A 14,397-nucleotide genomic window follows, 5' to 3' on the forward strand; every position below is an offset into this window, starting at 1 on the left:
GTGGTGCGTCATCTCGCGTGACCGGGCAGCCTCATGGCGTCGGCAAGTTGTGTGAACGGGTCGCCTGCCGTCTGGTGCTGGGACTGCTGCGTCGGCCAGGTCGAGAATCCGTCATCCGACCAGCGGGGAACCACATGGAAGTGCAGATGGGGTACCGACTGCTCCGAGCCGGGGCCGTTGGCGCTGAGGATGTTGACACCTCCGGCCTGCAACTCGGTCCGCATCTTCCCGGCAAGTCGCTGGACCAGCGCCATGGTGTCGGCCAGGACTTCCGCCGGAGTGTCGAAGATGTCGGCGTAGTGGGAGGTCGGAATCACCAGGGTGTGCCCTGGCGCGAGTGGGTTCAGTGGAGCGAACGCCGAGGCCACGGGGCCGCAGCTCACCCAGCGAGCAGTGTCGTCGCGGATCAGACGACAGAAAGTGCAGTCCATCCGGTCACCCTGCCAAGGGCGGGACGTCACCCGCCGGCCGATTCCGATTCCGATCGGCCGGCATCCCCATTGAGGTCGGAGAGGGCGGCATCGTAGCGCCCCAGACGGCAGTAGATCTCACCGCGGCTTGCCCTGGGCCACGCATAGTTGGGGCTGAGTTCGAGGGCATGGGTGAGGTCGGTCAGTGCCTCGTCGTAGCGGCCCATGACGCGAAAGGTTTCCCCGCGACTGGCGATCGGCCAGGCACGGTGGGGGCTGAGTTCAACGGCTCGGTCGTAGTCAGCCAGGGCGTCTTCGTCGCGTCCCATGAGGAGATAGGTGAATCCGCGACCCGTAACGCTCTCTGTATCACATGGGGCGATGTCGAGGGCTCGGTTGAACGAGGCAAGGGCCTGCCCATAGCGGCCTGCCAGCCGTTGGGTCTCGCCGATGCCGCAGTGGGCGCGATGCAAGTCGGGGGCCAAGGACACGGCGGTGGCATAGTCGTCAAGGGCGTCGTCGTACTTCCCCGCTGCGCGGTGTTCGTCGGCTCGGAGCGTGTAGGCCAGTGCGCGACCAGTGGTGGGAAGCTCTCGTGCGCCAATCAACTGAGTGAGAACACCGGTAGTGCCGGGCGCCTCGTCGGATCCTGCGGACGACGTGCTGATCAGCCGTCCCCATTCCGTGAGTGCCGGGCTGTCGGCGTCGTGTCCGGCTTGTAGCAATGCCTGGGCCCATCGCCTTACTACGGCAACTCCGTGCTCGCACGCCAGGACGATCTCGCGGAGCGAGTCAGGCAGTGCCTGAGCGGGATGGGCGCACAAGCGGTGGTACATCTCATTGAGCTTGTGTTCCCGCCACACGGCATTGCCCCAGTGTGCGCTTGAGGGCACGACGTCTTCCTCCGCCCGACAGCGCTGGTGGTAGACGTTGGCGAGATGGTTCTGTTGCTGCTGCCAGCGTGCGGGGGACTGGGTGCGGTGCAGGCGGATCATGGAGGCGCGGACCACGTCGTGGAAGCGGGAACGACCAGGCGAGCCGGTAACGAAGGGCAGGCTCCGCAGCCACCCGTATTGATCAGCCAATGCCTCGGGAACCATGGCACGGTAGATGTCCTCGTCCAGGTGCAGGGGCAGGGAACAGAACCGGACGATGTCCTGCAGCTGTGGGTCGGCTATCCATTTCAGGAACCGCTCTACCGCAGTGCCGGACGGATCATTGATCTCGCCGACATCCTGGGGACGATTCTGGGCGAGTGTGTCGACCAGTACCGGCAGCCGGCCTGTCAGATGCAGGATGACCTGGATGACGTTCTCGCTGACAACGCCTCGTGCGGCCAGCAACTGCCGGGCCTCTTCTTCCGTGAACACGTCAAGGGGAACCTCGGTCACCAGGTCCAGGTAGTCTCCCCAGCAGCGGGCATCGAGACCGCCCTGTCCGGACAGCACGGCCAGGACGTTGTTGGGCAGTTCCCCGTACTCGTCATCGACCAGGACTTCACGCAGCCACTCGTTGAGCAACGATCCGGTCTGCTCCAGGACATCCACAAACAGCACCAGCCAGGGACGCCGCTCGGCTGCCTCACCCAGATCTGCCAGGAAGACCGGTATAAGCACACGCAGCGGGGACAGCACCAGTTGGACATCGCTGTGGCTGCGGAACCGAGCGCTGAGTGAGGTCCGTAACCGGTCCGCACCTCGCGCCAGTTGCTGCGGATCGATGGCGCCGGCCACCGCCCCCACCCCCGGCAACAACCCCAGTCCGGCCAATGAAGCCTGGGCTGCCACGATGCTGGACGTTGTCGGAGCAAGGAGAGACCCGGACTCGGCATCACCTGGCCCCGGGGCACCCGCTACCGCTTCTGCTTCATGACATCGCTGGTGGTAGAGGGCCAACTGCTTCTCGAACGCCTTGAATGCCAAGCCCTGCCTGGCGAACTGGAGACTGATCGCTTCCATCGCCTCGATGACACTGTGCACTTCATCATCGAGATAGGCGGTCGCACCTCCCCGTTCGCGTGCCACGATGTCCCACTGTCTTACCAGCGATGACTTCCCCACCCCGGCCTGGCCGTGCACGTGGAACAGGTACTGGAACGCGTCATCCTCAGGATCGCGGGCCAAGTTCTCCCGGAAGGCGGCCAGCTCGCTTCTACGGCCGACAAAACTGCTCCGTCGACGCCGACGGTTGAGCTCCTGACGAGACGGTCACATCGCCGGCACCCCCATAACTCCGGGCCTCTCCAGCATGAGCGGTTGCACACGGCTGCGGAAGAGGCTCGCTTCCAGCGCACCATCTGCAAGCCCTAGGATACTTGCATTGAAGAAAGTTTCTTCGAAGAAACTTTCGAAGGGTCCATGAGTGAGGCGGTACGCCATGAACGGATTCATCGGACGCCGAGCCGAGCTACGTCTCCTGGACGACCTGCTGCGTCCCGTGAAGACCGGCGGGCGTGGTGGACGTCCGGGACGTGCGGTGCTGATCCGTGGACGACGCCGAGTCGGCAAGTCCCGGCTGGTGGAGGAGTTCCTGGAGCGGGCAGAACTTCCCCATGTCTTCTTCACCGCCGTCGGCGGCTCCCGGGAGGAGGACTTGGCGGGCTTCACCGCCGAGGTTGCCGCGTCCAGCCTCCCGGACGCCGACCGCTTCACGGACTTCGCCGCCGCGCAGTCCTGGGACGCGGCCCTGAATCTGCTCGCCTCAGCCCTGCCCACCGATACGCCCAGCGTCGTCGTTCTCGACGAGATGCCCTATCTCGTACGAGAGGACCCCACCTTCGAGGGCGCTCTGCAAAAGGCCTTCGACCGAACCCTGTCCAAGCTGCCTGTACTGCTCGTCCTCATCGGCTCCGACGTCGCCATGATGGAGCAGCTCAACACCTACGGACGGCCCTTCTACCAGCGCGGAACCGAAATGGTGGTTCCCCCGCTCACCCCACGCGACGTCGCCACCATGCTCGACCTGCCCCCGGCCGATGCCTTCGACGCCTACCTCATCTCCGGCGGGCTCCCCTTGATCCTGGAGGAATGGCCGCACGGCGCAGACCTCTGGGAGTACCTTCAGGAAGCCTTGCGCAGGCCGACCTCTGCCCTGCTCGTCAGTGGCGAGCGCGCCCTTGCCGCCGACTTCCCCACCGAAGCGCAGGCCCGCACCGTCCTCGGGGCCATCGGACACGGCGAACGCACCTTCACGCTGATCGGCCGGGCCGCCGGCGGCCTCAACCCCGGCTCTGTGAAGCGCTCCCTGGAACTGCTCATCAACCGCCGCGTGGTCGCCGCCGACCTGCCTCTGTCCACCAAGCCAAGCCGCGAGACCCGCTACCGCGTCGACGACCCCTACCTGCGCTTCTGGCTCTCCTTCATCGGCCCCGGCATTCCCGCGGTCGAACGAGGCCGCGGCGACCTCGTCCTCGCCTCCATCCGCGCCGGCTGGACCTCCTGGCGGGGCCGGGCCGTTGAGCCGGTCATCCGCGAAGCCCTCCGGCGCCTGGCCGACGACCGGCTCCCCGAAGACACCAACGCCGTCGGCGGATACTGGACCCGCACCAACGACCCGGAAATCGACATCATCGGCGCCGACCGTTCGCCCATCGCCAAGAAGATCACTCTCGCCGGATCGATCAAATGGCTGGAGAACAAGCCCTTCGATCATCGGGATCTCGCCCGCTTGATCACTCACCGCTCCCAGCTCCCCGGCGCCGACGATGACACTCCTCTGCTTGCCGTCGCCCGTAGCGGCTGCACTGCCGGAGGTGTCCTCAGCATCACGCCGGAGGACCTCCTCGAGGCGTGGGCCTGACGCACCCGGTCGCCGGGCTGGCCAACGGCCCGGCGTATCCGGTCACGACGTGCCCTCGACCGGAAGCTCCAGGCGAAGTTCGTAGCCGCCGTCGGCCGTCGGGCCGACGCTGACGGTGCCGCCGAGGAGTGCGGCGCGCTGGCGCAGGCTGACCAGGCCGTAGTGCGCACTGGGCAGCGGGAGGGAGGGCCGGGTCGGTGCGGTGTTGGTGACCGTGACACGGACGACGTCGTCCTCGTGGCGGATGTGAACCGACGCGGTGGCGCCGGGGGCGTGTTTGCGTACGTTGGTCAGCGCTTCCTGGACGGTGCGGTATATGGCGCGCTGGACGGTGGGCGGAAGGCCGTCGGGCAGGTCCGTCCGCAGTTCGGCATCGATGCCGCTGCTGCTGACCAGCTGCTGGAGGTCGACCAGGGACGGCTGCGGGGTCAGCTCTGTGGGGCGGCCCCCGGAGGCGCGCAGGACGCTGACCATGTGCCGCAGCTCGTCCAGGGTCTTGACGCTCAGCCGCCGGATCGTGGCTGCGGCCTCCTTGACCTCGGCGTCCTGGGTGCCGACCTGGAGCGCTCCGGCCCGTACCGCGATCAGGCTGACTTGGTGGGAGACCACGTCGTGCATCTCCCGGGCGAGCTGCGCGCGTTCCTTGGCCAGTACGGCCTGGGCGGTCAGCTGCCGCTCGTGATCACGTGCCTCGGAGATCTCGGCGAGCCGCAGCGACAGATCACGCCGGGCCTGGACGAGCTGGCCGAGGAAGACGGGAGCAGCCGCCGTCGCCGCCGTATAGCCCAGAGTGATCAAGGTCGAGGTGTCCGACAGGTCGAAGGCCGGTGAGGGCCACGAGGTGATGCCGCTGATCGTGAACGCCAGGGCGCAGACGGCCAGCAGGATGCGGCGGCGCGTGACTGTGGCGAGCGTGTACAGCGCGGCCAGCGCGGCGACGATCGCGTCGGAGAACAGGACGGCGGGCAGCGTGAGCAGGAAGGTGAGCAGCGGCAGCCGGCGGCGCAGAAGGAGAGCGAAGGCAGCGGCCAGGGCGCACGCCATCCGTAGCCGCTCGTCGGCGTCGAAGTGGACCCAGACGTCGAGCAGCGAGGCTGCGACGAGAGCGGCGTCCAGCAGGGGGGCGGGCAGGCGGCGGGGGGTCATTCCTCCTCCTGATCCGGAAGCCGGTCCCGATCCGGAGGCCGCCCCTGATCCCGAGGCTGCTCCCCATCCCGCGACCGCCCCTGATCCCGAGGCTGCTCCCCATCCCGCGACCGCTCCGGCTCCGGCTCCCGCGCCGGTTTGAGGAGGCCGGCCCGTTCGGCGAGCAGGGCGGCCTGGACTCGGCCGCCCACCTCCAGCTTGGTGAGAATGGCGCTCACATGGTCCTTGACCGTCCCGGTGCTCAGGTTCATCCGGGTGGCGATGTCGCTGTTGGACAGGCCCTCGGCGATGAGAACGAGTACGGCGCGTTCGCGCTCGGTCAGCCGGTCGAGGCTGCGGGCGGCGGGTTCCTGGCAGCCGGCGTCCAGGTAGCCGTCCACGACCGTCCGCGTGACCTTGGACGACAGTACGGTGCCGCCGTCGGCCAGGGTCCGCACCAGGAACGGCAGCTCCTCGGGGTCGGTGTCCTTGAGCAGGAAGCCGGCGGCGCCCGAGCGCAGTGCTGCCACCACGTACTCGTCCATGTCGAATGTCGTGAGCATGGCCACCACCGGAGGGTTGGGCAGCCGGCGGAGACTGGCCAGGACGGTGAGTCCGTCCACGTCCGGCATCCGGATGTCCAGGAGCACGACGTCGGGCAGTACCTCCTGCGCCGTCCGGACCGCCAGGCCGCCCGGAACCGTCGCCACGACCTCGATGTCGTCCGCCGCGTCGAGGATGTGCTGGAAGCCCGTACGGATAAGGGCCTCGTCGTCGACCACCAGTACCCGGATCACGTGTGCTCCACTCGCCTTCGGACCACCGTCGGACCGCCGTCGGACCACTGTCCGATTCGTACCACGCCGAGGCTCGCCCCGCCGGTGCCGGACACCGGATCCGGCCGGGCGGCGGGACCTCGCCAGCCAGTCGGCGGGGGTGGTTCCGGACACGTGCAGGATGGTTGAACCCGGCAGCCGACCCGGACCCTTGAGCACATGAGGCACGACGTCCTGCCGGCCGTGCCGTCCCAGGGATCAGCGGTCGGCGCAAGCCGCCCTTCCCGTGCGTCGTCGACAGGACGACTCATCGGGATCGACCTGGCGCGCGGTCTGGCGATCCTGGGCATGTTCGCGGCCCACGTCGGCCCCGACCCGTCGGTGGGCGGCCCGCTGGGCTGGGTGATGGAGCTGGCGCGCGGCCGGTCCGCTGTCCTGTTCGCTCTGCTCGCCGGCTTCACCTTGGTCCTGCTGACCGGCCGCCCGCAACCGCGGACCGGGCTCGCAGGGCAGCAGGCCGTGGCCAGGGTGCTGATCCGCTCCGCCGTCCTGATCGCCCTGGGGTACGCCCTGACCGCCCTGGGCACCGACGTCGACGTGATCCTCGCCGTCTACGGGCTGCTCTTCGTCCTCACCCTTCCGCTCTACCGGCTGCGGGCCGGCACGCTGGCCGTCATCGCCGCGTCGACCGCGCTCGTACTGCCCCCTGTCCTGTATCTGCTTCGGATGGCGGTCGCGGACGGAAGCTGGGCGGATACCGTCATCGCCTTCGATCCGCTGGCCCGGATCACCGGTTCGGACGGGATCATCGAGCTGTTCATCACCGGCGCCTACCCGGTACTGACCTGGCTGTCCTTCGTCATCGCCGGAATGGCGGTGGCCAAGCTCGACCTCACCAGGCCCGGCGTACGCGCCAGGATGGCCCTGTCCGGCGGCGCGCTGGCCGTGATCGGCTACGGAGGCTCATGGCTGGCCCTGCACCTGGTCCCGGGTGCGCTGGCCGCCGTGAACGCGGCCACGGGCACCACGGCGGCGGCATCGGCCTGGTGGGCCGACGGCGTCGGTGAAGACCCCGCCACAGGCGTTCCCGCCTGGCTGCTGGTGGCCGCGCCGCACAGCCAGACGACGTGGTCGATTCTGGGCAACACGGGCGTCGGCCTGGTGGTCCTGGCCGTCTGCCTCGTCGCCACGGCCCCCGCGGCGCGCCTGCGGTGGGCGACCGCGCCGGTCGTCGCGGTCGGCTCCATCTCCCTGACCGCATACGTCGGCCACATCATCGCCATCAAGGCCCTGGGTATCAGCGGCCGGCAGGACTCTGCCGCCCTGCTGACCCTCCTCGGCTTTGCCGTGGTCGCCATGTCGGCGGCCCTTCTCTGGACCCGGGCCTTCCGGCGCGGACCACTGGAGTACCTGCTGCATGCCGTCACCACACCCGCCTGCCTGGTCAGCTCTCCGGCGGCGGGCAACGAAACCCTCTCCGGGGCCCGGCCTGCAGCGTTGCCGCCTCCCAGGCCCCCGGAGATCTCGGCAGTCTCACAACCTTCCGGCGTCCTGCCGGTCCAGGAAGAAGGTCAGCCGTATGACTGTTCGCCTGACATTTCTGTGTGCCACCGCCGGGGACCTCACCAGGGATGCAGTCTTCGGTGACGTACCCGTGAGCGAACTCGGCCTGCATGAGGCAGTGCGTGAGGCAATGCGTGAAGCAGTGCATCAGGCAGCGCATCAGGATCGCCGTGGGGCACTGCATCAGGACCGCCGTGAGGCACTGCACGGGGCAGGGTCCGCCGGAACAGCGCTCCCCTCGTACTCGCGGGCCGTCCGGGGGCCGTCGCTCCGCTGCGCGCAGACCGCTGCCGCACTCGGCGTGAAGTCGACGCCGGAGCCCGCGCTGCGCGACTTCGACTACGGCACGTGGCGCGGCCGCACGGTCGACGAAATCACCGCCACCGACCCCCACGGAATTGCCGCCTGGCTCACGGATCCGGATGCCGCACCACACGGCGGCGAGTCCGTACGCCAGCTCTGCCGCCGGACCGCGGACTGGCTGAGCACCGTGCCGCCCGACGCGGGCCGCACCTTGGCCATCGCCGAGCCGGCCGTTGTACGGGCCTCGCTCATCCACGCTCTGTCCGCACCGGCAAAGGCCTTCTGGCATCTCGATGTGCCGCCCCTGACCGCGGTTTCCCTCACATCACGCGATGGCTGCTGGAACGTGCGGCTCAGCCACATCGCTCTCTGCCGCCGTCCTGGTCACGGCGGCGTCGACGAGCACGTCGGTGCGCGACCGTCCGAGAGGCGTGGGACCGTCCTGAAAGTGATGCCTGCCCCGGTGTGACGCGTCTACGGACGTGGAAGGCGTCGTTGTCCGACGTGATGCACGGGCACGGCAGGACCTCAGGTTGCTCGTGCGTCTCGGGGCCCGAGGCGGCATCGGAGAGACGGCGGAGTCGGGGAGACAGCACTGGGTGGAGCATGTCCGAGGACGTACTTTCGGAACCGTATGCGGTGATCACGCCAGGGACGACCGTGGCCCGGCATCCGGGTGAAGGCGTCAACAGAGGACTGTGGGCCCGGGCCCGCAGTCCTCTGGGCCCGTCCACCGGCCCCGTCCGCCGCTGCATCCACCCGCCCCGCCCGGGCAGGCCGGACGCCGCCTGACGGAACGCCGAGCGTGCACCGGGCACGAGGCGCGGGCGGCCGACTGACCTGGCCGTTCACTCGAAGCGATCACCCTGGTTGCAGTCGGTTGCGAGGGCTCTGACGGTGAGTGCGGGGATTCGATCGAACCCCGCACTCACCATCAGAAGGAAGTCCCATGTCCCGCAGAGCGCTGTCCCGCGTCGTGGCCCCGCCCTTGTTGTCCGTCGCCCTGCTGCTCGGTGCCGCCGGTGCGGCGAACGCCTTCGCCGCCGAGCCCGTACCTCCGACGCAGGTCGATGCCATAGAGCCGACCGACACGATGACGGACACCGACGAGGTCGATATGGCCCCCCAGGGCCCGGACCTCGTCCACGACCTCATGAGCAACGTCCTGAGCTTCCTCAACGGCTTCTTGGACGGCTCATGGAACGGCGGCACGGAGCTGCCCGCCGCCACGCTGCCGGGGCTGCCCGGATCGCCCGTGCTGCTGGACCCGTGGGGCCCGCAGGATCCGGTGGCCGACCCGGATCTCTCGGAGGTCCCGGACGTCGCTGCCGCCGCGGCCGTCATGGAGACGCCGGAGTCGATGGCCGACGAGGAGATCCCGGAGACCGCGACGCCACCGCTCGTGTCGGCGCCCGCCGCCCCCGCGGGGTAGGGCGCGGGCAGGCGTCCTCCCCGGCACTCCTCCACCTACGCGTACCCACGCGTACGCCCGAAGCCACGGCGCGAGCCACGGCGCAACTGCTCGGATAACATGGACAGTTCCGAGTGAACGGCGTGGGGGGAAGCCGGGAATGGTCGCAAGGTACTTCGTCTCGCCGCACGGCGGTCGTCGTGCCTACCCCGACATCGGATCCGCTCTCTCTGCCGCGGCCGGACGGGGCCGAGCGGCACTGATCGAGATCGCGCCCGGTCGCTACGAGGAGACGCTCACTGTCCGGGGCGACGTCCGGTTGGCCGCCATCGGCGGCCCCGGCTCCGTGGTGGTGAGCAGGCCCCGTGGTGCCGTCCTCGACGCCTTCGGGTCGGTCCATGTCCACGGCCTGGTGCTGATCGGCCGCGACGCCGATGTCGTCGGCTGCCACGCCGGAACGCTCACGCTCGAGCACTCGGAGATCCGGGCGCACAACGGCGTCAGCGTGCACGCGAGGCCGAACACCTCCGTGACGCTGCGGGACAGCGTGATCCTGCACGGCCGGACCCTCTTCACCGGGTCCGGCGGGCTCGTCGAACGATGCCGGTTCACCGACGCCGCCGACAACGCGGTCGCGGTGATCGAAGGCGCCCATGTCTCGGTCCGGGACAGCAGGATCGAGGGCAGCCGGATCCATGGCGTGCGAGTCAGCGGGGCACGTGCCCAAGTCACCAGGTGCGAGCTGAGCGGCACCGGACACGCGGCCATCATCGCGGACACGCAGGCTGAGCTCACCGTGACCAGCTGCGCGATCAACTCCGTGCACGCAGACGGGATCGCTTTCACGGAGCAGTCCAGGGGATCCGTGGACGACACACGCGTCACCGATGCGCAACACGGGATCGCGGTGGTGAGTGGTGCCGCCCCGCTGGTGCGCGGCTGTACGTTCACCGAGTGCCGCGACACCGGCATCAACGTCACCACCTCGGGCAGTGGCAGGTTCGAGGACTGCGAGATCGTCGACGCGGGCAACGTCGCGGTGTTCGCGACCGAGGGTGGCGCTCCGGAGGTCCACGGCTGCCGGATCTTGCGAGGGAACGTCGGCATTGCGGTCACCGACGCAGCCAGAGGCCGTTTCACTCGGGTCGAGATCCAGGACCTGACGGCTCCCGCACTGCGGGTCCTCGACGGGGCCAGGGCCACGTTCGAGCAAGTGCGCGTGGAGCGCAGCCCGTTTGGCGTGGACACCCAGGGCAACGCAGGCACCACGGCCGACATCACCGACTCGGAGTTCTATGACTTCGACATGACCGCGGTGGCCGTCGGCGGCCAGACGCGGGTCACGCTGAAAGGCGTGTCGGCGGAGCGCGGGTTGGTGGGATTCGGCGCCACCGAGGACGCTCAGCTGTTCGTACACGACTGTCACGTGAAAGCGGTGAACAGCTGTGGGGCCATCGGGATGGGCAAGGCGAGGGTCGTTGCCAGGAACCTGACCGTGACCGGCTCGGACGCATTAGGTCTCGCTGGAAAGGACTCCGCCTACCTGGATGTCGCAGACAGCGAGTTCGCCGACTGCGCCCACGTGGGTGCCACCTTCCAAGACCTGAGCGCCGGCCGCCTCGTGGACTGCTCCGTGACCGGAACACGGGGTGTGGCCGTGCAGGACAACGGCCGCGTCGACCTGGTCGCGCTGCGCACGTCGCTGCCGGTCGTCAAGCAGATCGAAGAGCCGGTCGAGCGTCCGTCGACGATCGTCAACAACTACGACGGCCCGGTGTTCAACGCCGAGGTCCACGGAGCTCAGTTGGCGTGGAACAACACCAACGTCATTCAGCAGCAGACCAACGAGGACGGTTCCAGCACATGAACGACCCGCAGAACGTCAACAATTACGACGGGCCGGTGTTCAACGCCGGGGTCTCAGGAGCGCAGTTCGCCTGGAACAACGACACGGTCACCCAGAACCAGCAGACCAACAGCACGGTTGCCCCGGGCTTCGAGGCACTCGCCGAGCTGGTCGCCGGCCTGCTCCAGCAGCTGCCCCAGGCCGGCCTCGCCGATCAGGACCGCGAGGACGCCGAGTCCGCGGCCAGAGAGGTCCTCGCGACGATCAGCCGGCCGGACGCCCCCGAGGAAGGCAGGCTCCGCCGCGCGCTTGCCGTGCTCAAGGGTTCACTGGCCCCGGTCGCGACCGGGGTGGCGGCCGGTACGGCGGTGGGGGCGCAGGAGTGGGCCCGGACGGCGATCGAGGGTTTGACCGGCATCGTCTGATCAGCGGGGGCATCAACGGCCTCCGGCAGTCACCAGGCCTGCGCCTGCGCCTGCGCGGCCCTCAGCTTCGCCGCGGTGTCCGCGGCGGCGTAGCCCGGCGGTACGCCGTCGATCAGCAGGACGTCGCCCGCCATGTGCCGGGTGCGCAGCGGCAGCAGCTCCTGGTAGGCCTCGGAGTCGTACCAGCCGCGGGCGGCGTCCAGGGAAGGGAATTCGATGATGACGAGTGCACCCGGCCACTCCCCCTCGGGCACCTCGCGCGCGGGGGCTCCGTGCACGAGGAACCGTCCGCCGAAGGGGTCGAGCGTGGCCTGGATGCGCTCCATGTAGACGAAGACCTCGTCGTCGAGACGGGCCGCGGGATGCAGATTGCCTATCGCGTATGCGCTCATGATCCGATCGTGCCCGGACGGGTCCGCCCCGTCGATTACCTGCCGGATAAGCCGGGCAGGGCATGCGAGCCGGCCGGCGCGGGCACGGGCGCCGGCACGGGCACGGGCACGGGCACGGGACGATCCGTCAGATCGTCGCGGCGTCGATCACGAACCGGTAGCGGACGTCGCTGCCCAGCACCCGCTCGTACGCCTCGTTGATCTGGTCCGCCCGGATCAGTTCGATCTCCGCGCCCAGCCCGTGCTCGGCGCAGAAGTCGAGCATCTCCTGGGTCTCGGGGAGTCCGCCGATCCCGGAGCCGGCGAGGGCCTTGCGGCCGCCGATCAGGGAGAAGACGTTCAGCGACACGGGCTCCTCGGGGGCGCCCACGTTCACCATCGCCCCGTCGGTCTTCAGCAGCCCCAGGAACTTGTCCAGCGGCAGCGGCGCGGACACCGTGTTGATGATCAGGTCGAAGGTGCCTGCCAGAGCCTCGAAGGTCGCGTCGTCGCTGGTCGCGTAGTAGTGATGGGCGCCGAGTCGCACGCCGTCGTCCTTCTTCCGCAGCGACTGGGACAGCACGGTCACCTCGGCGCCGAGCGCGTTCGCGATCTTGACGCCCATGTGGCCGAGGCCGCCCAGGCCGACGATGGCCACCTTCTTGCCGGGGCCGGCGTTCCAGTGCCGCAGCGGCGAGTAGGTCGTGATGCCGGCGCACAGCAGCGGCGCGGCCACGTCCAGGGACAGCCCGTCGGGGATACGGACGGTGAAGTCCTCGTCCACGACGATGTGGGTGGAGTAGCCGCCGTAGGTCGGCTCGCCGTCCTTGTCGAGGGCGTTGTACGTGAGGACGCTGCCTCCCGTGCAGTACTGCTGGAGCCCGGCCTTGCAGTTGTCGCACTCGCGGCAGGAGTCGACGAGGCAGCCGACGCCGACGCGGTCGCCGACGGCGAACTTGGTCACGCCCGGGCCGACCTCGGTGACGATGCCGGCGATCTCGTGGCCGGGAACCATCGGGAAGATGCCCTCGCCCCAGCCGTTGCGGGCCTGGTGGATGTCGGAATGGCAGATACCGGCGTACTTGATGTCGATCAGTACGTCGTGCTCGCGCAGCGCGCGGCGCTCGATGGTGGTGCGCTCCAGCGGAGCGTTCGCGGCGGGGGCCGCGTATGCGGGGACGGTGGTGGCATATGTGGTCATGTCTACGAGCGTGCCGCGATCTCCGCAGGTCACCCAGGCCTCTGTCGTACGTACGCCTGCCGTGGGTACGTCTGCCGTGCCTACTACTGGCAGGGTCAGGCTCACCGTCGTGCCTCCGGGCGAGGGACCGGAATACTTGACGGTATGGACCAGCGTGCCGAACTCAGCGAATTCCTGCGCTCCCGGCGGGCCCGGCTGAAGCCCGCGGACGTCGGGCTGCGCGATTTCGGCCGCCATCGCCGCGTGCCGGGGCTGCGCCGTGAGGAGCTGGCGCAGCTGGCCGGGGTCTCCGTCGCCTACTACACCCGGCTCGAACAGGGAAACGGCCAGAACGTGTCGACCGAGGTGCTCGACTCGATCGCCCGCGCGCTGCGCCTCTCCGACACCGAGCGCGACCATCTGACTCATCTCGCGAAGCCGAACCAGAAACAGAAGAAGCGGGCGGCGCGCGCGGGGCAGAAGCTGCGGCCGCAGCTTCAGATGCTGATCGACGCGATGGACGGGGTGCCCGCGTTCTTCGTCGGGCGCCGGATGGACATCCTGGGCTGGAACAGGATGGCGCGCGCCCTCCTCGGCGACTTCGCGGCGATGCCGCCGCACGAGCGGAACGTGGCCCGGCTGGTCTTCCTCGACCCGGGTGCACGCGATCTGTACGTCGACTGGGAGTGCAAGGCGGTCGAGGTGGTGAGCGTGCTGCGGCTGTGTGCGGGCTGCTATCCCGACGATCCGCAGCTGTCGGCGCTGATCGGGGAGCTGTCGGTCAAGAGCGACGAGTTCCGCACGCTGTGGGCGGCGCACACGGTGCAGGAGAAGGGCCATGGCACCAAGCGGCTGCATCACCGGCTCGTCGGTGACCTGACGCTGTCGTACGAGACGCTGAGGCTGCCCGACGACCATGATCTGTCGCTGGTGACGTATCACGCGGAGCCCGGGTCGGCGTCCGCGGAGTCGTTGGTGCTGCTGGCGCAGTGGGGGGTCGACGAGGTGACGACCGCCCGGGCGACGCACTGAGTGTCCCCGGTGCCGGCGGTATGCCACGCGCACCGGGCGTCCTCGGCGCACCGGGCGGATGCCGTACGAGGGCACCGGGCGGATGCCTACGACGACGCGGATGCCGTACGACGCCGTACGACGACGACGGCGGCGGCTCCCGGAGTGTTCCGGGAGC

The 14,397-nt window shown here is 69.0% G+C and carries 13 protein-coding genes; 7 read left to right on the forward strand and 6 right to left on the reverse strand.

Annotation, left to right across the window (positions count from 1 at the left end; genetic code table 11):
• Positions 1–8: 8 nt before the first annotated feature.
• Both ACWGI8_RS25285 and ACWGI8_RS25290 read right to left on the reverse strand, forming a co-directional pair.
• Positions 9–431, reverse strand: coding sequence for an HIT family protein (locus tag ACWGI8_RS25285; protein WP_453664195.1), 423 nt, complete (start codon positions 429–431; stop codon positions 9–11).
• A gap of 26 nt (positions 432–457) precedes the next feature.
• Positions 458–2,533 carry a tetratricopeptide repeat protein gene (locus ACWGI8_RS25290; RefSeq protein WP_453664196.1) on the reverse strand — a complete coding sequence of 692 codons (2,076 nt, stop codon included), beginning with the start codon at positions 2,531–2,533 and terminating at the stop codon, positions 458–460.
• Positions 2,534–2,786: 253 nt separating this feature from the next.
• Here ACWGI8_RS25290 and ACWGI8_RS25295 point away from each other — a divergent pair, with 253 nt between their 5' ends.
• Positions 2,787–4,208 (forward strand): ATP-binding protein, encoded by a 1,422-nt coding sequence (locus ACWGI8_RS25295; RefSeq protein WP_453664197.1) that lies wholly within the window; start codon positions 2,787–2,789, stop codon positions 4,206–4,208.
• Positions 4,209–4,250: 42 nt separating this feature from the next.
• Here the strand turns inward: ACWGI8_RS25295 and ACWGI8_RS25300 are convergent, their stop codons facing one another.
• The gene (locus ACWGI8_RS25300) at positions 4,251–5,354 is read right to left on the reverse strand and encodes a sensor histidine kinase (RefSeq protein WP_453664199.1); all 1,104 of its coding nucleotides are present in this window, start codon (positions 5,352–5,354) and stop codon (positions 4,251–4,253) included.
• Positions 5,351–6,130, reverse strand: a complete 780-nt coding sequence (locus ACWGI8_RS25305; protein WP_453664201.1) for a response regulator — start codon at positions 6,128–6,130, stop codon at positions 5,351–5,353. Before ACWGI8_RS25305 ends, ACWGI8_RS25300 begins: the two co-directional genes overlap by 4 nt.
• Before the next feature lie 198 nt (positions 6,131–6,328).
• Here ACWGI8_RS25305 and ACWGI8_RS25310 point away from each other — a divergent pair, with 198 nt between their 5' ends.
• The 5 genes from ACWGI8_RS25310 (at position 6,329) to ACWGI8_RS25330 (ending at position 11,657) form a co-directional block, all read left to right on the forward strand.
• Positions 6,329–7,756, forward strand: a complete 1,428-nt coding sequence (locus tag ACWGI8_RS25310; protein WP_453664202.1) for a DUF418 domain-containing protein — start codon at positions 6,329–6,331, stop codon at positions 7,754–7,756.
• A 46-nt stretch (positions 7,757–7,802) separates the two neighbouring features.
• On the forward strand, positions 7,803–8,444 hold the full coding sequence (locus tag ACWGI8_RS25315) for a histidine phosphatase family protein (protein WP_453664203.1): 642 nt from the start codon (positions 7,803–7,805) through the stop codon (positions 8,442–8,444).
• Positions 8,445–8,924: 480 nt separating this feature from the next.
• Positions 8,925–9,407: a hypothetical protein gene (locus tag ACWGI8_RS25320; RefSeq protein WP_453664205.1), complete on the forward strand. Its 483-nt coding sequence runs from the start codon at positions 8,925–8,927 to the stop codon at positions 9,405–9,407.
• A 139-nt stretch (positions 9,408–9,546) separates the two neighbouring features.
• On the forward strand, positions 9,547–11,253 hold the full coding sequence (locus ACWGI8_RS25325) for a right-handed parallel beta-helix repeat-containing protein (protein WP_453664206.1): 1,707 nt from the start codon (positions 9,547–9,549) through the stop codon (positions 11,251–11,253).
• Positions 11,250–11,657 (forward strand): hypothetical protein, encoded by a 408-nt coding sequence (locus ACWGI8_RS25330; protein ID WP_453664208.1) that lies wholly within the window; start codon positions 11,250–11,252, stop codon positions 11,655–11,657. Before ACWGI8_RS25325 ends, ACWGI8_RS25330 begins: the two co-directional genes overlap by 4 nt.
• 29 nt (positions 11,658–11,686) lie before the next feature.
• On the opposite strand, the gene ACWGI8_RS25335 is transcribed toward ACWGI8_RS25330, so the two are convergent.
• Both ACWGI8_RS25335 and ACWGI8_RS25340 read right to left on the reverse strand, forming a co-directional pair.
• Entirely contained in the window at positions 11,687–12,049 is a 363-nt protein-coding gene (locus ACWGI8_RS25335) for a DUF1330 domain-containing protein (protein WP_453664210.1), read from the reverse strand.
• 127 nt (positions 12,050–12,176) lie between these two features.
• Entirely contained in the window at positions 12,177–13,229 is a 1,053-nt protein-coding gene (locus ACWGI8_RS25340; RefSeq protein ID WP_453664211.1) for an NAD(P)-dependent alcohol dehydrogenase, read from the reverse strand.
• Positions 13,230–13,373: 144 nt separating this feature from the next.
• Here ACWGI8_RS25340 and ACWGI8_RS25345 point away from each other — a divergent pair, with 144 nt between their 5' ends.
• Positions 13,374–14,240 (forward strand): helix-turn-helix transcriptional regulator, encoded by an 867-nt coding sequence (locus ACWGI8_RS25345; protein ID WP_453664213.1) that lies wholly within the window; start codon positions 13,374–13,376, stop codon positions 14,238–14,240.
• Positions 14,241–14,397 lie beyond the last annotated feature (157 nt).

The organism is Streptomyces sp. NPDC054841, from assembly GCF_053611045.1.

Coding starts and splice junctions, on each gene's coding strand:
- ACWGI8_RS25340 (WP_453664211.1), bottom strand. CDS start 13,229: ATGACCACATATGCCACCACCGTCCCCGCATACGCGGCCCCCGCCGCG.
- ACWGI8_RS25310 (WP_453664202.1), top strand. CDS start 6,329: ATGAGGCACGACGTCCTGCCGGCCGTGCCGTCCCAGGGATCAGCGGTC.
- ACWGI8_RS25285 (WP_453664195.1), bottom strand. CDS start 431: ATGGACTGCACTTTCTGTCGTCTGATCCGCGACGACACTGCTCGCTGG.
- ACWGI8_RS25315 (WP_453664203.1), top strand. CDS start 7,803: ATGCGTGAAGCAGTGCATCAGGCAGCGCATCAGGATCGCCGTGGGGCA.
- ACWGI8_RS25300 (WP_453664199.1), bottom strand. CDS start 5,354: ATGACCCCCCGCCGCCTGCCCGCCCCCCTGCTGGACGCCGCTCTCGTC.
- ACWGI8_RS25335 (WP_453664210.1), bottom strand. CDS start 12,049: ATGAGCGCATACGCGATAGGCAATCTGCATCCCGCGGCCCGTCTCGAC.
- ACWGI8_RS25345 (WP_453664213.1), top strand. CDS start 13,374: ATGGACCAGCGTGCCGAACTCAGCGAATTCCTGCGCTCCCGGCGGGCC.
- ACWGI8_RS25330 (WP_453664208.1), top strand. CDS start 11,250: ATGAACGACCCGCAGAACGTCAACAATTACGACGGGCCGGTGTTCAAC.
- ACWGI8_RS25295 (WP_453664197.1), top strand. CDS start 2,787: ATGAACGGATTCATCGGACGCCGAGCCGAGCTACGTCTCCTGGACGAC.
- ACWGI8_RS25325 (WP_453664206.1), top strand. CDS start 9,547: ATGGTCGCAAGGTACTTCGTCTCGCCGCACGGCGGTCGTCGTGCCTAC.
- ACWGI8_RS25320 (WP_453664205.1), top strand. CDS start 8,925: ATGTCCCGCAGAGCGCTGTCCCGCGTCGTGGCCCCGCCCTTGTTGTCC.